Source organism: Solimonas flava DSM 18980, assembly GCF_000426685.1.
GTDB classification, from domain to species: Bacteria; Pseudomonadota; Gammaproteobacteria; order Nevskiales; family Nevskiaceae; genus Solimonas; species Solimonas flava.
On record NZ_AUFV01000009.1, the window covers coordinates 41,776 to 63,402 of the forward strand.

General features: G+C 66.7%; 16 protein-coding genes and 1 tRNA gene. 8 read left to right on the forward strand and 9 right to left on the reverse strand.

From position 1 onward, the window contains the following. Window positions 1-753 carry an SDR family oxidoreductase gene (locus tag K343_RS0110720; RefSeq protein ID WP_028008078.1) on the forward strand — a complete coding sequence of 251 codons (753 nt, stop codon included), beginning with the start codon at window positions 1-3 and terminating at the stop codon, window positions 751-753. Window positions 754-873: 120 nt separating this feature from the next. On the opposite strand, the gene K343_RS0110725 is transcribed toward K343_RS0110720, so the two are convergent. From K343_RS0110725 to K343_RS23405, 9 genes are all read right to left on the reverse strand, one after another. Then, window positions 874-1,731 (reverse strand): HNH endonuclease family protein, encoded by an 858-nt coding sequence (locus tag K343_RS0110725; RefSeq protein WP_028008079.1) that lies wholly within the window; start codon window positions 1,729-1,731, stop codon window positions 874-876. Continuing rightward, window positions 1,728-3,479 (reverse strand): AAA family ATPase, encoded by a 1,752-nt coding sequence (locus K343_RS0110730; protein ID WP_028008080.1) that lies wholly within the window; start codon window positions 3,477-3,479, stop codon window positions 1,728-1,730. The genes K343_RS0110725 and K343_RS0110730 overlap by 4 nt, the downstream gene beginning before the upstream one ends. 2 nt (window positions 3,480-3,481) lie before the next feature. Further along, window positions 3,482-5,455, reverse strand: a complete 1,974-nt coding sequence (locus K343_RS0110735; RefSeq protein ID WP_028008081.1) for a restriction endonuclease subunit S — start codon at window positions 5,453-5,455, stop codon at window positions 3,482-3,484. After that, complete coding sequence (locus K343_RS0110740; RefSeq protein ID WP_028008082.1) at window positions 5,455-7,230, reverse strand: class I SAM-dependent DNA methyltransferase; 1,776 nt, start codon at window positions 7,228-7,230, stop codon at window positions 5,455-5,457. Before K343_RS0110740 ends, K343_RS0110735 begins: the two co-directional genes overlap by 1 nt. Before the next feature lie 35 nt (window positions 7,231-7,265). After that, on the reverse strand, window positions 7,266-9,719 hold the full coding sequence (gene hsdR / locus K343_RS0110745; RefSeq protein ID WP_028008083.1) for an EcoAI/FtnUII family type I restriction enzme subunit R: 2,454 nt from the start codon (window positions 9,717-9,719) through the stop codon (window positions 7,266-7,268). Between the two features lie 471 nt (window positions 9,720-10,190). After that, window positions 10,191-10,266: transfer RNA gene (locus tag K343_RS0110750), tRNA-Ile, on the reverse strand. A 48-nt stretch (window positions 10,267-10,314) separates the two neighbouring features. Further along, window positions 10,315-11,649, reverse strand: a complete 1,335-nt coding sequence (locus K343_RS23400) for an ATP-binding protein (protein WP_051278187.1) — start codon at window positions 11,647-11,649, stop codon at window positions 10,315-10,317. 55 nt (window positions 11,650-11,704) lie between these two features. After that, window positions 11,705-12,406, reverse strand: coding sequence for a response regulator transcription factor (locus K343_RS0110760; RefSeq protein ID WP_028008084.1), 702 nt, complete (start codon window positions 12,404-12,406; stop codon window positions 11,705-11,707). Between the two features lie 60 nt (window positions 12,407-12,466). Beyond that, window positions 12,467-13,060 (reverse strand): Spy/CpxP family protein refolding chaperone, encoded by a 594-nt coding sequence (locus K343_RS23405; protein ID WP_051278189.1) that lies wholly within the window; start codon window positions 13,058-13,060, stop codon window positions 12,467-12,469. 220 nt (window positions 13,061-13,280) lie between these two features. On the opposite strand from K343_RS23405, the gene K343_RS0110770 reads away from it, so the two are divergent. From K343_RS0110770 to K343_RS0110800, 7 genes are all read left to right on the forward strand, one after another. Next, on the forward strand, window positions 13,281-15,302 hold the full coding sequence (locus K343_RS0110770; protein WP_161628881.1) for a putative bifunctional diguanylate cyclase/phosphodiesterase: 2,022 nt from the start codon (window positions 13,281-13,283) through the stop codon (window positions 15,300-15,302). 41 nt (window positions 15,303-15,343) lie between these two features. After that, window positions 15,344-15,652, forward strand: coding sequence for a hypothetical protein (locus tag K343_RS21715; RefSeq protein WP_043112538.1), 309 nt, complete (start codon window positions 15,344-15,346; stop codon window positions 15,650-15,652). Further along, complete coding sequence (locus K343_RS0110780) at window positions 15,649-16,461, forward strand: MbnB/TglH/ChrH family RiPP precursor modification enzyme (protein ID WP_028008227.1); 813 nt, start codon at window positions 15,649-15,651, stop codon at window positions 16,459-16,461. The genes K343_RS21715 and K343_RS0110780 overlap by 4 nt, the downstream gene beginning before the upstream one ends. After that, a complete protein-coding gene (locus K343_RS0110785; protein ID WP_028008086.1) occupies window positions 16,458-17,210 on the forward strand; it encodes an HvfC family RiPP maturation protein in 753 nt (250 codons plus the stop codon). The genes K343_RS0110780 and K343_RS0110785 overlap by 4 nt, the downstream gene beginning before the upstream one ends. A 306-nt stretch (window positions 17,211-17,516) precedes the next feature. After that, complete coding sequence (locus tag K343_RS0110790) at window positions 17,517-19,115, forward strand: peptide chain release factor 3 (protein ID WP_028008087.1); 1,599 nt, start codon at window positions 17,517-17,519, stop codon at window positions 19,113-19,115. 90 nt (window positions 19,116-19,205) lie between these two features. After that, window positions 19,206-20,375, forward strand: coding sequence for an acyl-CoA desaturase (locus K343_RS0110795; RefSeq protein ID WP_028008088.1), 1,170 nt, complete (start codon window positions 19,206-19,208; stop codon window positions 20,373-20,375). Next, on the forward strand, window positions 20,368-21,621 hold the full coding sequence (locus K343_RS0110800; RefSeq protein ID WP_028008089.1) for an MFS transporter: 1,254 nt from the start codon (window positions 20,368-20,370) through the stop codon (window positions 21,619-21,621). The genes K343_RS0110795 and K343_RS0110800 overlap by 8 nt, the downstream gene beginning before the upstream one ends. The last annotated feature ends 6 nt before the right edge of the window (window positions 21,622-21,627 follow it).

Sequence of the window (21,627 nt, forward strand, 5' to 3'; positions counted from 1 at the left end):
ATGAAAACGGTATTGATCACGGGCTGCTCGTCCGGTTACGGCCTGGCCACCGCCGGGCATTTTCTCGCGCAGGGCTGGAAGGTCATCGCGACCATGCGGACCCCGCGGCAGGACCTGCTGCCCGCGTCGGAGCGGCTGCGCGTCGTTGCGCTCGACGTCACCCGGCCCGAAAGCCTGGCGCAGGCGCTGCAGGTCGCAGGCCCGATCGACGTGCTGGTGAACAACGCCGGCATCGGTCTGCTCGGCGCGTTCGAGGCCACGCCGATGGCCACCGTGCGCGAGATCTTCGAGACCAACACCTTCGGCGTCATGGCGATGTGCCAGGCCGTCCTGCCGCAGTTCCGCGAGCGCCGGGCCGGCACCATCGTCAACGTCACGTCCAGCACGACGCTGGCGCCGTTCCCGCTCGTCGCCGCCTACACCGCGAGCAAGACCGCCATCGAAGGATTCTCCGCGTCGCTCCAGCACGAACTCGGCGCCTTCGATATCCGCGTCAGGCTCGTCGAACCCGGCTACGGTCCGTCAACGAGCTTCGCCGCCAACGGCCAGCAGCGCATGCAGGGCCTGATCCCGAAGCCGTACGAGGCCTACGCCCACGAGGTGTTTGCCGGCTTCTCACAGGTGGAATCGGTGACGCAGGCCAGCGACGTCGCCGAGGCCGTGTGGCGCGCCGCCAACGACCTCTCCGGCCAGCTGCATTTCCCGGCCGGCGCCGACGCCGTGGCGCTGGTGCGGAACCGTCAGCAATTTTGAGGGCGCGACAGCACTGGACTCGCGCGCCCGTCGGCCGTGCCGGCGATGCGGAGCGCCCAGGCGCTGCTCGATCGCGTCGCCGACAGCGAGGTGGATGAATGGGGGCCCCATTTGCTTCAATTAGGCCACCAGCTTCAACAGCTGCGGCTCGTTGCGAACTTGGAGGCACCAACGCGCCACTGACGATAGTTCGGCCGAGCGATGCGTCAGTTCGCGAACCTTCGCGCGGACCTCCAAGAGCTTGGCCTTCGCCGCCGGGTTCTTGCCGCCTGCGCACTTAGCCTTCGCAGCCTGGAAGTCTTCAATCAAGGCGTCGACCTTCTGCCAAACGCTGCGGCGCGCCTCTGCCAGCGGCACGTGCTCGTTCAGCTTCAGGCGCTTCACGGTCTCGCTCACGCGCTCCTGCTCCCACAGGGAACTGCCCGGCATCGGGATGAGCTTGCCCTCTTCATCAAAGGCGATGAGTGAGACGTCGTCGTCGTCGATTGGATCCAGCAGGTAGGGCGCCTCGGACTCCTCGCAACGCGCGTCGAACGTCGAGCACAGCGAGCCTTGCTGCAAGGGGAACCAGCCGCCCTTCTTCCGATTGCCGACGTTGCCGCAAACTCGAAAGTTCATGTAGTCGAAAGCCAACCACCAGTAGCCGTCACGCTCGGTGCCGTCCAAGGTCTTGGCCTGCTTCTTTGGGCGGAAGTGCTCCACGTCGTAGTGTGAGTAGAGATCGCGGACTTCGGAGAACCAACACTTGCCGCCCGATAGCGCGAGCAGCCACTCTTTCAGCGCCCCCCAGTGCGCACTGTTGGCGTCGATCAGGGCATTGCGCTCGTCGCGCTTGCCCGCAGCCTGTAACTTTTCCAGGGCAGTCACCAGCTGCGCCGACTTCGCCAGCCATCCGTCCCACTGAGCCTGCGTCCATGGCGTCCAACCGGGAATATCGTTGTCTGTCGGCCGCTTGTGTTCCAGGTCGATGAAGATCACTTGCCAGCTTCCTCGCGAAGGATCTCTTCGATGATCTCGTCCGCCACCCTGTTCTGCTCGGCCTGCTCTTCCGGGCTAAGCGTGGGTTTACGGAACTTGCGGTGCTCCGCCATTTTGCGCACAAACAGTGCGTAGTCCGGATCGCGGAAGTCCGCCGTCGAGAAGCCCAAGTCAGCCAACTCGGCCGACAGGCGGGTCAGCTCGGCATCTTCCTCTGCTGTGCGGGGCCGCTTGACGAACAACTCGTTGCGGCGGAACAAGCGCCGCTCGGTCTCCACATCCAGCGTTGACGATAGGCCGAACAGTTCGCTCTTCAGAAGCCCTGTCACGCCCATCCCCTGTGGGTGCTCGTCGGGAATGTCCACCACTGTGTTCTGGCCCTGTCTGCGCAAGATGTGCACCTGCTCGCGCTTCAAGCTGCCCACCATCATCGGATCATGGGTCGTGATGAGGATCTGCGATTGACCTTGTTCGGTGTGGCCAGTCTCTGCGCCCAGTACCCCCTCGATGTCGTCGAAGTAGCGCAACTTCCAGATCGGGTTCAGGTGCGTATCCGGCTCGTCGAGCAGGAATAGGCAATGGTCTTCGCGGGTGATACGCATCAGCCCCAGCACGGTGAGCATCTGGAGCTCGCCCTCGGACAGCTGCGTGAAGCTCACCGCGCCGCCGTGTTCGTCGCGCTTCTTGACCGTGATGCGCACTTCCTCGATCAGGTCGCCGATGTAGGCCCCTTCGGCATAACGGAAGAAACTGTCGGTGCCGCCCACCAGCTCGCCTAGTTTCCTAAGCTTGGCCTGGTTGGGTACGAATAGGTAAAGCTGCTTCTGCTTTTCCGTCCGGCCGCGGAAGTCGATCTGCTGCGTGGCCTCTTGTTCGATGGGGGCCCAGGCAACCTGCCACAGCTTGTCGAGGAACTCGCTCACGACATTGCCGCGTGCGTACCAGAAGCGAGGGTCGCCCTCGTTCAGCTCGTTCTCGTCGAAGCGGCCGCCTCGGCGCTTTTCGCGCAAGCGGTGCGGCTCCTTCAGCACGAATAGGGCTGACTCGAGCGACTCGATGTGCAGGTTCTTCAGCACCTTCTGGAACACCGGATCGTCCGACAACAGGCAGGCCAGGAGCACCAGCTGACTATGGCCGCCACGGCAGTAGAACAACCGGCGCAGTCGGTCGTCGCCGGCCTGCCTCAGCCGGGCCTCGCGGCGGCGGCGCGCTTGCTCCAGCGCGCGTATATCTGCCTCGCTGGCCGAGAAGTTGGCCAACAGCTGCTCAGGCAGCACCTCGTCAGCGGTGATCTCCTGTCGCTGGTTGAAGCGGCGCTGGTGCTCCTGGAACAGCGCCTCGATGCGCTCGTTGCGGCCCGAGTAGTAGGCAAACACATGAGAGGGCAACAGCTCCCGGTTCTTCAGCAGATACCCTTGCGACTCGGCCTTGCCGTCCACCCACACGAAGGGTCGCTTCTGCTTGGCGGTATCGGCCTGCAGCCGCACCGTGTGGCCGCGGATTTCGTACTCCAGCGTGTAGTCCAGAGCTGCGTCGCGGTCCAGATCGACGTCACGGAAGATGGTGATCAGTGCCTCGATCAGGTTGGACTTGCCCACGCCGTTCTGGCCAATCAGCGCATGACTGCGGATGCCCTTGGGCGCCACGGCCGGAGCAGTGCCTGGCGCAGGCTCTAGCCGCGTCGCGAAGTCGATCGCGACCTCGCGCAAGTTGCGGAACTGCGGGATGGACAGGTGCCGCAACTGCACGGTCAGGCCCTGGCCGCTTCGGCGGCGGCTTTCTCACGCATCTGCGCCACCTCCGGCTCGGCTATCCAGCCGTGCGCCACCTCGGTCTTGAGCTGGGCGTAGAAGGCGTCGATCTCGCCGCCGAAGCGTTGCCACAGGTCGCGCGCAGCCATTTCACCTTGGTGTCGAACCAGGATGGTGGCGAGTGGCGCCTGAGCTTTAACGTCGGGCGGCATGGCCAGGCGCAATGGCGCGATGAGTTCGGTTTGCGGAGCCTTCACGGCAGTGTCCTCGGTTTGCTCGATGTTGATACCTGTCAGCGCGGCAATGGCGACCTCAGAAAGACGCGCCGAGCACCAGGCCTTGTCTTTCAAACCATCTTCCAGGCTGTCACACAGCAGGTTCAACTCGGCCAGTCGCTGCATCACTGCCATCTGGACATGTTTCGGCGGCAAGGGAATCGGCAGCTCGTGAATCACTTGGCGAGACACATTGCGCATGGAGTCGCTGGTACCCGTTGCATTCAAGCGGTAGTGTTCCCGTGCGAAATGCGAGTTATTGACCAAATTGACCCAGGGCTTCAACTCCGGGTCTACAAAGCTGAGTCGAACGATCTTGTCGCTCATCAAGAGACGATCCGGGACGTCAAGCGGTGCTATGACGCTGCGGGCGACAAGGTCGGCAGTGTTCGCCCTCGAAAGAAGGAAATCACCCGCCTTCACTTCGCACTCTGGTCGTGGATCAAGGGAGGGCGGCAGTCGCTTGTTTTCATCAGCGCGAAACTCACCCCACGTAACGGCGCTGACCTTTAAGACACCCCACTCGCCTTGGCGACGGGGCTCTGCCTCGCACTTTGGGCTCCAGCCCGAATCTGATCCGTCCAGCAGTTCGTCAAACAGAGCCCAGGTCCACGTTGCAGGCAGATCAAACGGTGGGTCGACGTGTGTAACCTTCGCGAAGCGCCTGCCCGCTCGTTGGATTGACTGAGGAACCGCCGGCCTCGCCGGGTCGTTCCCAGATTCCTGAATGCCTTCGGGGGTCAGGACACCCCGAATTGCAAGCTCGACCAGCAGCGAGCGCAACTCAGCCACATCACTTGCATCGCTGAACAAGCGCCCGAAGTTGGCTTGCAGGCGTTGCCAGCTAGTCTGCAGCTCATGCGGGCTCTGGGCGCCGGCGAGGGCTTGCAGGGTGGACTGGCGCAGGGCGTTCTGCAGCTTGCGGCGGTCTTGTTGTTGCTCCTCCAGCTGATCGCACAAGGCCATCAGCTCGTCGACTTTGGCGACAATGCGGACTTGCTCCTCGGTGGGCGGAATAGGCACTAGGCCCGAATAGAATTTGTCGTCGCTGATGGCGGGATAGGCCATGCCGATCTGAACCGACTCTACGTATCGGACGAAGTGCGGGCTTCGAAGGTAGTGATAGAGATACCTTGCTTCGATTCCCCGCCATGGATGCACTACCGCAAACGCCGTACTTGCGATCAGCTCTCGGTTGACGTCTCGATTGACAATGGCGACGTTCAGCAGATACGGCCGCACAGTCGAGTAGATCAACGTACCCTTCTTGACGATCTTCCTGGCACGACTGGGTGCGGCGGACGCCGACACAACTTCTAGTACGGGCGACAACATCCCAGCTTTGTTATCGATCGAGGAGACATCGATGTAATAGAAGTCTTCTGTTGGCTTCTTCTGGCCCCAGGTGTGGCCGACTGAGCTCAAACTGACCCAACGCCAACCATCGGGGATTGCGAAGTAGCCTTGGTCCACTGCCCGATGTGCGCGATCTCTAGCAAGCCGCTGAACTCTTGTCTCGATGTTGGCGGCTGCGCGCCGTCTTTCGATCGCTTCGATGAGAGGCTCGACGGAGGCCCCGGATGAGGTGGTCAGTCTCCCGCTGAATGCCAATGACAGCACCATCGAACGAAGGCTGTCCACCCCACCAGGGGCGTTGGCGACATGTCCAAACTCCGCCAGAAACTGCTGCGCATTCATCACTCGTCCTCGCCCGAGAAGTGGTGCGCCAGCGCCGCAGCAAGCTCGCTCTTCAGGCGGTTCTCGGTCTCTTCGATCAGGCCCAGCAGAGTCTTGTACTTGTCTAACAACACATCGGGGTCGTGGCTCTCTTCCTCGGGCGCGTTGGGGTTCTTCAGGTCTAGGTTGTAGATCGGCCAGTACAGGCGGTCACCGGCCGCCTGAGCATCGCGGGCTTGGAGGCGCAGGGTATCGGCCTGAGTGCGCAGTGCCTCGATCTCAGCTTCCACCGGCAGGCGCAGCTTGCCATCGCTCACACCCTTAATGGATTCGCGCAGGTCGCGGATGCGGTTATCCAGCGCGCTGGCCTCATTACCCAACTGCTCTGCACGGTCCCAATGGGGCTGTGCGGCAGCCTCCGCCTGCTCACGCTTGGTCTTGAAGTCCACCTTCCAGGCGAACTCGCTCTCCACCCGGTCGGCAAAGTCATTCGCCTCGCTGCCCCACCACTCCTGCTCGGGCTTGAACTCCTCGAAGCGGATGGGCTTGGTCTTGCTGTAGCTCTTGTAGCCGGGCGGGTATGGGTGCTCGTAGTACCAGATGGTGTCGGTGTGGAAGTGCTCCGTGCCATCGTCCACCACAGCACCCTTGGTGAAGAACAGCAGGTTGGTCTTGATCGTGGTGTACGGTGCAAACACGCCCTTCGGCAGACGCACGATGGTGTGCAGCTTGCAGTCGCGCAGCAGCAACTTCTTCAGCGTGGCCTTGATACCGTCACCGAACAGGAATCCGTCGGGCAGCACCACGGCGGCGCGTCCGTTCTCCTTGAGCAGCTTCTTGACGATGAGCGCCATGAACATGTCGGCGGTTTCGCGCGTGCGCAGGTCGGCCGGGTAGTCGCCGCCCACGCCGTCGTCCTCGTAGCCGCCAAAGGGAGGGTTCGTGATGACGCAATCGACCTTGTCGTTGGCGCTCCACTCGTTCCAGCCCACGCCCAGGGTGTTGCGATGCTCGATCTGACTGGGCACGTCGATGCCGTGCAGCAGCATATTGGTGGTGCACAGCAAGTGCGGCAGCTGCTTCTTCTCGATGCCCCGGATCAGCCCCTCGATGGCGGCCTTGTCGGCGGCGCTGGACTTGGCCGTCAGTTGGTTGCGCAGGTGATCGATCGCCGCTGTCAGGAAGCCACCAGTGCCGCAGGCCGGATCCATCACCGTCTCACGCTTGGACAGACTCGGGTTTAGCCGGTCGGCCATGAACTGGGTGATGGCACGCGGAGTGTAGAACTCGCCCGCGTTGCCGGCACCGCGAAGGTCGTTCAGCAACTGCTCGTACACGTCGCCCAGGCTGGCACGCGTCTTGAAGTCGTGGAAGTTGATGGCCTCTTCCAGCTTCTCGATCACGGCCAGCAGCTGCGTGCCGGACTTCATGTAGTTGTTGGCGTCTTCGAAGACGCTGCGGATCACCTTGTGCTGCGGGCTGGCGTTGGCGTCCAGCTCCTTGAGCGCGGGGAACAGCTCGTTGTTAACGAAGCTGATGATGGCGCTGCCGGCGATCTGCGGCTTCTTCTTGTCGTCAGGGCCCGCCACATAGGCGGCCCAGTTGCGCCAGCGCATGGCCTCCGGCAATGGAGATTTGTACTTCGGGTTGTCGTCTTCCCACTCTTCCTCTCGCTGGTCAAAGACCTTGAGGAAGAGCATCCAGGTGAGCTGGCCCAGGCGCTGGGCGTCGCCATCGACGCCGTCGTCCTTGCGCATGATGTCCTGGATGGACTTGATGGTGCTGCTGAGGTTCATTTCGTTGTTCTCAAATCAAGCTGCCCGCAAGCGGGTCAGGCTTGCTTCTTGTCGTTTTCTTCGTAGAGGGCTTGTTCCAGAGCCTGCACGGCCTGGGTGAACTGTTCGACGCCGCCAAAGATGCCGCGCCGGATCTGCGTCTTGCTGCCGAACTGGTCGAAGGGCGGCAACTCCAGAACCTTGGCGTCTTCGATGTTCTGGACGCCGTAGTCGGCGAACTTGTCGAGCAAGGCTTCCAGCACCGCGCGGGCCTGGTCGCCGTACTTCCCGAACACGTCGCGCTTCTTGACGTTGTTGGCGCGCTCGCGCCGGGTCAGTGGTTTCTGGTCGAAGGCGACGTGGGCCACCAGATCGAACACGTCCAGCTCAGCGCCGTTCGGCACGGCTTGCTGCAAGACCTCTAGCGGGACGCCGTGGGCAGCCAGTTCCTCAAGCACAGCCTGCTTGCGCTCGGCGCCGTTCCACCGGCGAAGGAAATCGGTCAGGCTGCCGAACTCGGCCTGCAGCGCCTTCTTGATGTCGTCCTTGAGCAGGACGCGGTAGTCCTCGGTGATCAGCTTGCCGTCGGCATCAAGGTACTGCGAGCGCTCGACGGCGACGCGCACATTGACATCATCGATCACATATTTGACTCGGCCTTCGCCACCCCCTCCGCCATCGCCGCCTATTTCGTCACCGGGTGGAGTGTCTTCACCGCTTGGGGTGCCGGGGCCATAGGGTGGAGGCGATGGCTCGCCGGTGCCGGGCGGGTTGGTAATGTCCGGCGGCACCACGGGTTCGTCGGATTTGGGCTCGTAAATCACCACGGGCTCGCCGTCGAAGTCCGGATCGGCGAACAGGCGCGTGGCGCCCTTGAAGTCCATGATGGTGAAGTACAGCTTCTGGTAGTCCTCGCGAAGGCGGGTACCGCGGCCGATGATCTGCTTGAACTCGGTCATCGAGTTTATGTTCTGGTCCAGCACGATCAGCTTGCAGGTCTTGGCATCCACCCCAGTGGTCAGCAACTTCGAGGTGGTCGCGATGACGGGGTATGGCTCGTCGTTGTCGATAAAGTACGACAGCTGCGCCTTGCCCTCGTTGTCATCGCCGGTGATGCGCATGACGTAGCGGCGGTTGCTGGCGGCGGCAGGGATGATCTTGACCAGCTCCTGGCGCATGCGCTCGGCATGGTCCTGGTCGTCACAGAACACAATGGTTTTTGCCATCGGGTCCGTAGCTTTGAGGTACTCCCAAACTTTGCTCGCGACCAGGCGAGTTCGCTTCTCCAACACCAGGTTGCGGTCGAAGTCCTTGGTGGTGTACTGCCGCTGCTCCACCGCTTGGCCAAGCTTGTCGACCTTGCCCTTCTCCGGCGTGTAGCCGACGGCATCCACATCGGTCGCAATGCGGATCACTTTATAGGGTGCGAGGAAGCCGTCTTCGATGCCTTGCTTCAACGAGTAGGTGTAGACCGGGTCCCCGAAGTAGGTGATGTTGCTTACCTCTTTCGTCTCCTTCGGGGTCGCCGTCAGGCCAAGGTGCGTGGCGGCGCTGAAGTAGTCCAGCACCTCGCGCCAGGCCGAGTCGTCCGCCGCGCTGCCGCGGTGACACTCGTCGATGACGACTAGGTCAAAAAAGTCGGCCGGGAACTGCCGATAGATCTGTTTCCACTCTTCGCGCCCGGTCACCGCCTGGTACAGGGCCAGGTAGACCTCGTAGTTCTTCTTGACCTCGCGGTTGGTAACTTTGTGCATCACCTCCCCGAATGGGGCGAAGTCCTGCTGCATCGTTTGATCGATCAGGATGTTCCGGTCCGCCAAGAACAGAATCCGCTTCTTGGCTTTGGCCTTCCACAGGCGCCAGATGATCTGGAAGGCGGTGTAGGTCTTGCCCGTGCCCGTGGCCATGACCAGCAGCACGCGCCGTTGGCCCTTGGCAATGGCCTCGATGGCGCGGTTGATCGCGACGCTTTGGTAGTACCGAGGCTCCCGGCCGCTGCCGTCGGTGTAAAAGGGCTGCTCCACGAGCGAGACGGCTGTGGGTTCGGTTAGTCCCTTCCACTGCTGAAAGAGCGCCCACAGTTCGGCGTGCGTCGGGAAGGCGTCCAGGGGAACTTCACGCTCCGTCGGCGAGGTCAGCCCGGTTCGGTCATGCAACAGAAGGGCAGTCCCGTTGCTGCTGATCGCGAAGGGGGCATCCAGCATCTCAGCGTAGGCTAGCGCCTGCTGCATCCCTTGCCCCACCGGGAAGCGAGCTTGCTTCGCTTCGACAACCGCCAGGGGAACGCCTAGCCGCGCGTATAGGACATAGTCAGCCCGCTTCGGCCCGCCCTTGGCTTCTGGGTTGCGCACCCGGGCGGCCAGCTTGCCACGTACCATGACTCGACCGTCCGTGAGGCTGACTTCCTCCCGGAACTGCTGGTGGCTCCAACCTGCCCTCAGAACCGCCGGGGTTATGAGCTTCGTACATATGTCCCGCTCACTGAGGTTGAACCTCTCGGTCGAATTCATCCTGCAGCTCCCGTATCGCCGATGCTAGCTCCTGTATCGGCGCCCACCCCAAAGGCCTTGTTGCCGGCCGTACACTTTTTGGGGCCGGTAGATGCTAGACCTCTGCTCCCAAGACAGCGGCTAGCTTTCAGCTTCACGGTAAACTTTTCCGGGGTCAATCAGTCGAGCCGCTTCTGACGGCATTGCGGTGTGGCCGTAACGTCGAGGTGGGCTTGGCTTGGAGGGGCTCAAATATCCGAGGTAACGCTCCAAAGGAATCGCCGAATGTCCGCTTCGGGTTGATAGGCAGACATCTATATCGCTTCCGGGCCGAAGCTGGAGGTCGGGCCGGCGACGATCCGCCTATGGCCGAACCCCACTTGTAAAGTGAACTATGTGCTCAGAAGGTCTTTGGCGTTTCGCCGCGGACCTGAGGGTTCGCATTTCAAACACTAGTTACCTGCCCAATACGCGGGCGCCGCTGCGGGGGAATGGTGGGCCCAGCAGGACTCGAACCTGCAACCAAGAGATTATGAGTCTCCTGCTCTAACCATTGAGCTATAGGCCCGCGCGGAGCGCGCATCTTACGCGAAGGGCGCGGCGGACCGGAATGCGCTCAGGGCGGCGGCGTGACGGGCAGCTCGATGCGTACGCGCAGGCCGCCGCCGTCGCGGTTTTCGGCGGCGATGCGGCCGCCGCTGGCTTCGATGACGCGCTTGGCGATGGCCAGGCCGAGTCCGTAGCCGCCGCTTTCGCGCTCGCGCGCCTCGGAGACGCGGACGAAGGGCTGGAATACGGCTTCGAGGCGATCGGCGGGAATGCCGGGGCCGCGGTCTTCCACCTCGATCGTGCAGCGCTCGCCGGCGGCCTGCAGGCGGATGTCGACGGCGCTGCCGGGCGCGGTGTAGCGGATGGCGTTGCGCACGACGTTTTCGATCGCGCTGTGCAGCAGGTTCTCCTGCCCGCGCACGTGGACGCCGGGCTGCAGCTGGCTGCGCACCTCGATGCCGCGCGCCTGGGCCTCGAAGCGGGCGTCTTCGCAGAGTGTTTCGATCAGCGCGTCGAGTTCGAGCACTTCGCTGCCGAGCGGGGTGTCGCAATGTTCGAGTCGCGCGATCAGCAGCAGCTGGGCGATCAGTTCTTCGAGCTTGGCGGCTTCGGTTTCGATGCGGTCGAACTGCGCGTCGGCGTGCGTGTCGCGCGCCAGCTCGGCGGCGATCTGCAGGCGTGCGAGCGGCGAGCGCAGCTCGTGCGAGATGTCGCGCAGCAGCTGCTGCTGTGCATCGAGCAGGCGCTGCAGGCGTTCGGCCATGTGATTGAAGTCGACGGCCAGCGCGCCGATCTCGTCGTGGCGGCCGGCGACGTCGGCCGGCACGCGCGCGTCGAGGCGGCCTTCGGCGACGGCGCGGCTGGCGCGCTGCAGCGCGGCGACCGGCTGCGTGATGCGGCGCGCCACGAGCCAGGCGGAGAGCGTCATCACGACGAAGCCGATCGCGAGCAGCAGCAGCGTGTCGACGCGGCGCATGTCGGGGCCGCGCGGCGGCGGGATGACGGCGACCCAGCGCAGGCGGCGGCCGTCCTCAGTCAGCACGATAGCGGTTTTCAGCAACGCGCCGCCGGGCAGCTGCACGAGGCTGTTGCCGGCCTCGGACGCGGCGATCGCGTCGCGCAGACGCGGCGGCGGCGGGCCGTCGTGGCCGGTCAGCGGCGCGCCGTCGTCGTCGAGCAGCAGGCGGTAGATGCCGTCGTCGCGGCGCAGCTGGCGCTGCCAGCGTTCGACGGCGCGCGGGCCGTCTTCCTTGAGCAGCGCGGCGGCGGTGCGCGCCTCGGCGGCGGCATCGTACTCGCGGTACATCAGGCGCCAGACCTGCGAGCCGAGCGTGAAGCTCATCGCCACGGTGACGACGATGCCCAGCGTGAACCACAGCGCGAGGCGTGTGCGCAGCCGCATCAGCGGGACTCCGGACGGGTGTGCGCGGCGCGCAACGGGAAAGGCGGCCGGCGCGTCATTCGGTCGCCGCGTAGAGGTAGCCGCGGTTGCGCACCGAGCGCACGCGCGGCGAGCCGTCGCCGTGCGGGCCGAGCTTCTGGCGCAGGCGGCTGATGTGCATATCGATCGAGCGGTCGAAGGCGCCGAGCCGGCGGTTCAGCGCGCGCCGCGAAAGGTCTTCCTTGGCGATCACCTGGCCGGCGTCCTCGATCAGCGTGCGCAGTACGTCGAACTCGGCGCCGGTGAGGTCGACCGGACGGCCGCCGACTTTCACCATGCGCGCGGCCGGCATCAGTTCGAGGTCGCCGCAGCGCAGCGGAGTCGGGTCGGCGGCGGCCGGGTGCGAGCGGCGCAGCACGGCGCGCAGGCGGGCAGCCAGCTCGCGCGGGTTGCAGGGTTTGGCGACGTAGTCGTCGGCGCCGAGTTCGAGCCCGACGATGCGGTCGACGTCCTCGCCGCGCGCGGTCAGCATGACGACCGGCAGACGGTGGCTGCTGCGCAGCCGTTCGAGCACGCGAAAGCCATCGGCCTTCGGCATCATCACGTCGAGCACCAGCACATCGTGCGCGCCACGCTCGGCCTGTTCGATCGCGGCCAGGCCGTCATGGACCGCATCGACTTCGAAGCCCTGGTTGCGCAGGTATTCGGACAGCAGCTCGCAGAAGCCGACGTCGTCGTCGGCGAGCAGCACGCGCGGTTTGCCGGATTCCAGGCTCATGGTCGCCGCCACTTTACGCGGTCGCGGCGCCCGGAGGCGCCGCGGCCGGCAACAGCGGCTTCAGTCATGCGCACGCGGCGGAGCCTGCGGGCGTTTGGCGTGGCGTTCCGCGCGCTCGGCGCGGCGCGCCTGCAACTGCTTGGCCTGCTCCGGGGTCAGCGTCGCCACCAGCTCGGCGGTGACGCGGGCGCGCAGGCGCAGCTGGTCGCGCTCGATCTGGCCGGCCTGCTCGGCGAGCTTGTCGCTCTGTGCGACGTAGTCCTTGGCCTGCGGGTCGAGCGTGGCGAGGCTGCGGTGCAGATCGCGCTCGCGCTTGAACAGCTCGCGCTGCTCGCGGTGATGCTTGACGAAGATTTCGTCGACCGCGTCCTGCTGCGCGTCGCTGAGGTCCAGGCCGCGCAGTTCGCGCGGCAGCGGGCCGCCGGGTCCGAAACCGCGCGGACCTTCGGCAAAGCCGAGGCCTTCGCCATGCGGCATCGGGCGGTGCATGCCATGTCCGCCCGGCGGCGGCATCGGCGCCACGTCGGGGGCATCGGCTTCAGCCGCCGGCGGCGGTATCGGGGCGGCGGCCGGTGCGGCGGCGAAACCCGCGGTCGCGGCGGCGGCGAGGGCCAGTGCGGCACCCAGCGAGGCCTGTTTGATGGAAACTTTCATTGTCGACTCCGGGGTCGGAAGCGCCACAAGTGATGGCGTCAACGTTATAGGGCCGGAGTGCGCAAGGATGCGCTGCGCTTTGTAAAGAATAGTAACCATCGCCCACGGCTTGTCGTTATCCTCGCCGTAGAATCAAGATGGGTGGGCTTATGACACATAAGCGGGGGACGTGCTGGCAGCAATGAGGGTCCGGACCAAACTCCTGGCCGTAATGATCCTGGTGAACCTGGCCATCGTACTGGCCGGGCTGGTGATCGTGCCGTCTCTCGATGCCGACCGCGACATCGAGTCGGATGTGCTCGGCCGCGCCAACCGCGTGGCGATGACCGTCGTGCTGCAGCGTGCGCTGGCCGACGTCCGCCGCGAGAGCACCGCGCTGCAGGCCGATCTGGCTGCCGGCGCCGATCCGGGACCGGCGCTGACACGCCTGCAGTCGGCGCGCGCCATCGTCCGCAACCAGCTCGCCTTCCTGCCGTCCCGCAACGAAGCCGGCGTCAAGGCGCTGCGCCAGTACATCGAGGACGGCGACGCGCAGCTGGAAGCCCTGTTGCAGCCGCCGCTCGACGCCGCCCGCGCCGAGCAGGCCGCCCGCCTCGGCGCCGCGCTCGACGACCGCGCCGGACGGCAGCTGTCGATGCTGATGGAACGCGACAACGCCGAAGGCCTGCGCGATACGTCGGCCGAATTCACGCGTCTGCACCGCCGGCTCGGCATCGCGCTCGGCGCGGTGCTCGGCGCTCTGCTGCTGTCGGTGACGCTGTCGGTGTTCGCGTACCGGCGCGTGCTGCGCCCGCTCGGCTCGGTCACCGGCAGCCTCAACGCGGTGCTGACCGGCCGCCAGCCGAACAGCAACATGATCGAGACCGCCGACGAGTTCGGCGACATCGTGCGCGCGATGCGGCGCATCCAGGCGCAGGCCGAGCACATCCGCCGCATCGCCTATCTCGACCCCGGCAGCGGCCTGCCGAACCGCAACAGCCTCGACGCGGAGCTGCGCGAGGTGCGTCGCCTGCGGCCGATCGACGGCACGCACGGCCTGCTGCTGATCGGCGTCGACACCTACGTGGCGATCCGCAGCGGCTTCGGCACGCGGCTGGCCGAGGCGGCGATGCGCACGGCCGGCGAGCGCCTGCGCAATCTCGACGTGCTGCCGACGCAGACCTTCCGCGTCGACGCCGAGACGATCGCGCTGCTGATCGACCGCGGCAGCACCGAGGCGGTGACCCGCGTCGATCTCAAGCGCATCGCCGCCGAGGCGCTGCTGCGTCTTGCGCAGCCGGTCGAGGTCGACGAGCAGCGCTTCCTGCTGACCGCCAACGCTGGCGGCGCGGTGTACCCGGACGATGCGCGCGATCCGGAGGAATACGTCAATGTCTGCCTCGAAGCGCTGCGCCTGGCGCGCAGCGAGGGCGCCGGCCACCTGCGCTTCGGCGAGCGCGGCCACACGCACCGCCTGCGCCGCCATCTGGCGCTGACCGAGCAGATCCGCAGCGGCCTGCGCCAGGGCCAGTTCGTGCCGTTCTTCCAGCCGATCGTCGACGTTGCGCGCCGCAAGGTCGTCGGCGCCGAGACGCTGACGCGCTGGCGCCAGCCGGATGGCCGCGTCACGCTGCCGAGCGAGTTCATCTTCGTCGCCGAAGGCTCGGACCTGATCGCCGACATGACGCGCGCCGTGCTGGCGCGCGCCTGCACGACCTTCCGCAACTGGAACGATCGCGGCTACGAGCTGCGCGTGTCGTTCAATCTGTCCGCCAAGCTGCTGTCGGCGAACGTGCTCGACATCGTGCGCGAGGCGCTCAAGGAAAGCAGCATCAATCCGGCCCACCTCATCGCCGAGGTCACCGAGACGGCGCTGGTCGGCAACGTCGACGACGTCAGTCTCGTGCTCGACGACCTGCGCAATCTCGGTGTGACGCTGTCGCTCGACGACTTCGGTACCGGCTATTCCTCGCTGACCCACCTGTACCGCTTCGACGTCGGCGGCCTCAAGATCGATCCGGTGCTGACGCGTGCCGCGGCGCAGAACCGCCGCGTGCAGGAAATCATCCGCAGTCTCGTGCAGCTGACCAGCGCGCTCGACATCACGCTGATTTCCGAAGGCGTCGAGACCGAGGATGACATGCGCCTGATGCAGAAGCTCGGCGTGCGCCTGATGCAAGGTTTCCACTTCAGCCGCGCGATGCCGGAGGAGCAGTTCCTCGACTGGCTGCGCAACTACGAGGCCGGCATTCTCGCCGCCTGATTCACGACGCGGACCGCGTCCGCCAACGCCGGAGCAACCCGATGAAAACCCCTGCCTGCAAGCCGCTTGCGCTGGCGCTCGGCGCCGCCTTCGCGGCCGGCGCCGTCAACGGCTTCGCCGCCACCGACCTCGGCCGCGGCTACGAGCTGGCCGCCAGCACCGAGCCGGCGCCGCCGGTGCCGGCGGCCGGAACGCAGGCCCCGGCGGCTCCGGCGGCGCAGCCGGCCGCCACCGACGCCGGCAAGGCCGCCGACAAAGCTGCCGACAAGACGGGCGGCAAGGCCGACAAGGCCGCCGAGCACGCCTGCGGCGAGGGCCTGTGCGGCAGCGCGCCGCCGCCGTCGCGTTGAACGAACGCGGCCGCGTCGGCCTCGGCCTGCGCCGCGGTCTGCTCGATGCGCTGGAGCGTGAGGACGCGCCGCTCGACTTCCTCGAACTCGCGCCCGAAAACTGGCTCGATCTCGGCGGCCGCGACGCGCAGCGCCTGCGCGCGCTGGCGAAGCGCTTCGCGCTGAAGGCGCACGGGCTGTCGCTGTCGCTCGGCGGCTTCGCGCCGCTCGATCTCGACTTCGTCGGCCAGGTGGCGCGCTTCCTCGACACGTTCGGCATCGACGACTACAGCGAGCACCTGAGCTGGTGCGCCGACGATGGCCAGCTCTACGAGCTGCTGCCGCTGCCGTTCAGCGCCGAGGCGGTCGAGCACGTCGCGGCGCGCGTGCGCCGCGTGCAGGCGCTGACCGGCCGCTGCCTGGCGCTGGAGAACATCAGCTATTACGCGAGCCTCGGCGGCGAACTCGACGAGCGGCAGTTCATCGCCGCGGTGCTCGACGCCGCCGACTGCGAGCTGCTGCTCGACGTCAACAACGTCTACGTCAACGGCCGCAATCACGGCTACGACCCGCGCGCCTTCATCGACGCGCTGCCGGCGGCGCGCGTGCGCGGCTTCCACATCGCCGGTCATCGGCGCGGCGACGACGGCGTCTGCGTCGACACGCACGGCGAGGCGGTGGCGCCGGCGGTCTGGGATCTCTATGCGTACGCCTGCCGGCGCTTCGGTGCACGGCCGACGCTGCTCGAACGCGACAGCGCGCTGCCGCCGTTCGCCGAGCTGTGCGCCGAGCTGGACACGATCCGCCGCCTGCAGGCCGCGAGCGCATGAGCGAGACCGCGCTCGCCGCGCGCCAGCGTGCGTTCGCCAGGGCCCTGCGCGATCCGTCGCTGCCGGCGCCGGCCGGGCTCGATCCGGCGCGGCTGGCGCTGTACCGGCGGCTGCTGCGCGACAACGTCGACCGCGCGCTGGCGCGTGCGTTTCCGGTGCTGCGGCGCGCGCTCGCGGCGTCGGCGTGGGACGCCTGCCGTGACGACTTCCTGCTCCGCCATCGCTGCCGCACGCCGCTGTTCCGGGCGCTCGGCGGCGAGTTCGTCAGCTATCTGGAGCACCGCGACGGCGGGCCGCCGCTGCCGGGCTACGCGGCGGCGCTGGCGCATTACGAGTGGCTGGAGGCCTGGCTGGCGGCGGCGCCGGACCCGGCCGAGCCCGGGCCGCTGCGCGATGGCGATCTGCTCGACGGCGTGCCGGTGCTGTCGCCGCTGGCCGTGCTGCAGGCCTACGACTGGCCGGTGCACCGCATCGGCGCGGACCTGCAACCGGCGGCGCCGCTCGCGGTGCCGGTGTTCCTGCTGCTCAACCGCGACGCCGCCGGCGCGGTGCGCTTCCTGGAGGTCGATGCGCTCGGCGCGGCGCTGATCGACGGTCTGCGCCGCGCGCCGCAGCGCAGCGGGCGCGCGCAGCTGAGCGCGCTGGCGGCGCATCACGGCCTGGCGCCGGCCGCCGCGCTTGCCGCCGGCGGCGCTCTGCTGGCCCGCCTGCGCGAACGCGGTGCAGTGCTGGGCGTGCGCGCCGACTGAGGCGGCCGGCGCGACGCGGCGGCTTCGTCCGCCGACGGTCGGACCGGACCGATGCCGCCGCGCTTTGCGCCGCGCGGCGATCCGCCGCCGGCGCGCTCCGTGCGCGGCGGGGATGGCGGCGACGACGGGCCGGCGCAGCCCCGGAACCGGCGCATTGCCCCGCGACGGATCGGGATCGATTCCGGTCCGATCGCGGCAAGGCGCGGCCGTCGTCCGCCCGTTCGTCGCCGGTCCGCGGACCCCGGCCGGCGCGGCGGCGTGCGGGGCGGTGCAGCGGGTACAATGCGCGCCCACCCGGAGGCCTCCATGAGTGTTATCGCCGAGCGCGCGGCACGACGCCGCACGTTCGCCATCATTTCGCATCCCGACGCCGGCAAGACGACCTTGACCGAGAAGCTGCTGCTGTTCGGCGGTGCGATCCAGCTGGCCGGCACGGTGAAGGGGCGCAAGGCGAGCCGCCACGCGACCTCGGACTGGATGGCGCTCGAACAGCAGCGCGGCATCTCGATCACCACCTCGGTGATGCAGTTCCCGTACAACGACTGCATCGTCAACCTGCTCGACACGCCGGGCCACGAGGACTTCTCGGAAGACACCTACCGCACGCTGACGGCGGTCGACTCGGCGCTGATGGTGATCGACGCCGCCAAAGGCGTCGAGGCGCGCACGATCAAGCTGATGGAGGTTTGCCGCCTGCGCGACACGCCGATCGTCACCTTCATCAACAAGCTCGACCGCGAAGGCCGGCCGCCGCTGGAACTGCTCGACGAGGTCGAGAAGGTGCTGGGCCTGCAGTGCACGCCGGTGACCTGGCCGCTCGGCATGGGCCGCGACTTCAAGGGCGTCTACCACCTGCTCGAAGACCGCTTCTACCTGTACTCGGGCGACAAGCACCGCATCTCGGAGATCGAGACCATCGACGGCATCGATGCGCCGGGGCTCGCCGAGCGCTTCGGCCACGTCTACCAGCAGCTGCGCGACGAGATCGAACTGCTGCAGATGGCCGGTTCCGAGTTCGATCTCGACCAGTACCGTGCCGCCATGCTGACGCCGGTGTTCTTCGGCTCGGCGATCAACAACTTCGGCGTGCGCGAACTGCTCAACGGCTTCACCGCCTGGGCGCCGCCGCCGCAGTCGCGGCACGCCAAGACCCCCGGCGGCGAGCGCGACGTGCAGCCGGACGAGGAGAAGTTCACCGGCTTCGTGTTCAAGATCCAGGCGAACATGGACCCGAAGCACCGCGACCGCGTCGCCTTCCTGCGCGTCTGCTCGGGCGTCTACAGGAAGGGCATGAACATCCACAGCGTGCGTCTCGGCGGCCCGGTGCGCGTGTCGAACGCGCTGGTGTTCATGGCCGCCGACCGCGAGGCGGTCGAGGAAGCCTATCCGGGCGACATCATCGGCCTGCACAACCACGGCACGATCTCGATCGGCGATTCGTTCTCGGAAGGCGAGGTGCTGAACTTCACCGGCATTCCGAACTTCGCGCCCGAGCTGTTCCGCCGCGTCGTGCTCAAGGACCCGCTGAAGGCCAAGCAGCTGAACAAGGGCCTCGATCAGCTGTCCGAGGAGGGCGCGACGCAGGTCTACCGGCCGATCGTCAGCAACGACATCGTGCTCGGCGCGGTCGGCGTCCTGCAGTTCGAGGTCGTGCAGTACCGCCTGCGTGACGAGTATGGCGTCGAGTCGGTGTTCGAGCCGGTGCAGGTGCACACGGCGCGCTGGGTCGAATGTGACGATCCGAAGAAGCTCAAGGAATTTCGCGACAAGAACGATTCGCGTCTGGCGCTCGATCATTACGGCCAGCTGGTGTATCTGGCGTCGAGTTCGGTGAATCTGAGCATGACGCGGGAGCGCTTTCCGGACGTGCGCTTCCTTGAAACGCGCGAGCACGGTGCCCAATGAAGGGGTATGCCGATTCTGGCGCGACTTTCGCATCCTTTTCCTGCTGTTCCCGGCGCACTGTCGCGCTGTCACCGTCGATGCAAGACTTAGATGGACACTCCGCTTAAATCCCGCCGCTTCGATCCGTCGAGCTGGCCGATGATGGTCCTGTTCGCCGCCATCCACCTCGCCTGCTTCGCGGCGATCTGGACCGGCGTGCACTGGAGCGACGTCGCCCTGTGCGCGGCGCTCTACGTGGTGCGCATGTTCGGCGTCACCGCCGGCTACCACCGCTACTTCTCGCACAAGGCCTACAAGGCCGGCCGCGTGTTCCAGTTCGTGCTCGCCTGGCTCGCGCAGTCGTCGCTGCAGTCGGGCGCCCTGTGGTGGGCGGCCAAGCACCGCGACCATCACCGGTACTCCGATACCGAGCTCGATGCGCACTCGCCGCGCCAGCACGGCTTCTGGTTCGCGCACGTCGGCTGGATCTTCAACAAGCAGGCGCAGGCGGTCGACTACGAACGCATCGCCGATTTCGCCAAGTACCCGGAGCTGCGCTGGCTCGACAAGTACCACTGGGTGCCGGGCGCCACGCTCGGTGTCGCCGTGTGGCTGATCGGCGGCTGGTCGGCGCTGGTCGTCGGCTTCATCTGGTCGACGGTGCTGCTCTGGCACGCGACGTTCTGCATCAATTCGCTGGTGCACGTGCTCGGCCGCCAGCGCTATCTGACCGGCGACGATTCGCGCAACAACTGGCTGTTCGCGCTGCTCTCGCTCGGCGAGGGCTGGCACAACAACCATCACTACTACATGGCCTCGGCGCGCCAGGGCTTCAAGTGGTGGGAGATCGACATCACCTACTACACGCTGCGCGGCCTCGAGAAGATCGGCCTGGTGTTCGATCTGCGCGATCCGCCGGCGCACGTGCTCGACGGCAGCCGCGCGCTGTCGGCGGACATCAAGGAGCGCGTCGCGCAGGCGCTGGCGCGCCGCTTCTCGCCGGATCACATCGTCTACCGCATGCAGAAGCGCTGGGCCGAGCTGCACGGCGGCCACGCGATCGCCGACTGGCGCCGGCACTGGGCCGAACAGATGGCGAGCCGCCGCGAGCAGCTGCTGCAGAACGTGCACGCCGAGCTGCCGAGTCTCGACCAGCTCTACCGCACGGCGCGCCGCCGCTTCGCGCGCACGCCGGCGATGGAGGAGATCGTGGCGCGCGCCCGCGAGCTGATCGCGCACGCCGTGGTCGCACGCCTCGAGACCGTACCCGTGCATGCCTGAGACGCCGGCGCCGGCGCGGCATGATCCGTATGCCGCGCTGCGCTATCCGGAGTTCCGGGCGTTGGCGGTCGGCGCCTTCCTGCTCAGCTGCGGCCTGCTGATCCAGGAAGTCGCGCTCGCCTACGAGATCTACCGCGTCACGCACGATCCGCTGTCGCTCGGCCTGATCGGCCTCGCCGAAGCGGTGCCGTTCATCATGCTGGCGCTGTTCGGCGGCCATCTCGCCGACCGTCGCGAGAAGCGCGGCATCATCCGCGCCGCGATCGCGGTGATCTTCGCCGGCTCGCTGGCGCTGGCGGCGCTGTCGTGGCCGGGCGTGCGCGCGCAGCTGGCGCACCACGTCTGGCTGTTCAGCGCCTACGGGCTGATCGCGCTGGTCGGCTTCGCGCGCGGCTTCTATTCGCCGGCGGCATCCTCGCTGCGCGCGTTCCTGGTGCCGCGCGAGGTCTACGGCAACAGCGCGACCTGGTGGAGCACCTTTTTCCAGACCGGCGCGATCCTCGGTCCGGTCTCGGCCGGCTTTCTGTTCGCGCTCGGCGGCCTGTCCGGCACGCTGGCGGTCGTGGTCGCGATGTTCACCGGCAGCCTGGTGCTGATCTCGTTCGTGCAGCCGCGCCCGGTGGTGCCCAGTCCCAACGCCGGCAATCTGTGGGCGAGCCTGCGCGAGGGCGTCGACTACGTCTTCCGCACCAAGATCATGCTCTACGCGATCTCGCTCGACATGTTCTCGGTGCTGTTCGGCGGCGTGGTCGCGCTCTTGCCGGTGTTCGCCGAGGACATCCTGCGCGTCGGTCCCGAGGGGCTCGGCGTGCTGCGCGCGGCGCCGGCGATCGGCGCGCTGCTGACCGTGGTCTGGTGCGCCTACCATCCGCCGCTGGCGCGGCCGTGGCGCAACCTGCTGCTGGCAGTGCTCGGTTTCGGGCTGGCCACGTTGGTGTTCGCGGTCTCGAAGCTGTTCTGGCTGTCGATCGCTGCGCTGTTCGCTACCGGCGCGTTCGACAGCATTTCCGTGGTGATCCGCAACACCATCCTGCAGACGGTGCCGCCGGATCACCTGCGCGGCCGCGTGCAGGCCGTCAACAGCATCTTCATCAGCTCGTCGAACGAACTCGGCGCGTTCGAATCCGGACTCGCCGCCAGGCTGCTCGGCACGGTGCCGTCGGTGATCGCCGGCGCGGCGGTGACCTGCGGCGTCGTCGCCTGGATGTGGCGGCGCTCGCGCGAGCTGTTCACGGTGAAACTGTAAGGCGGG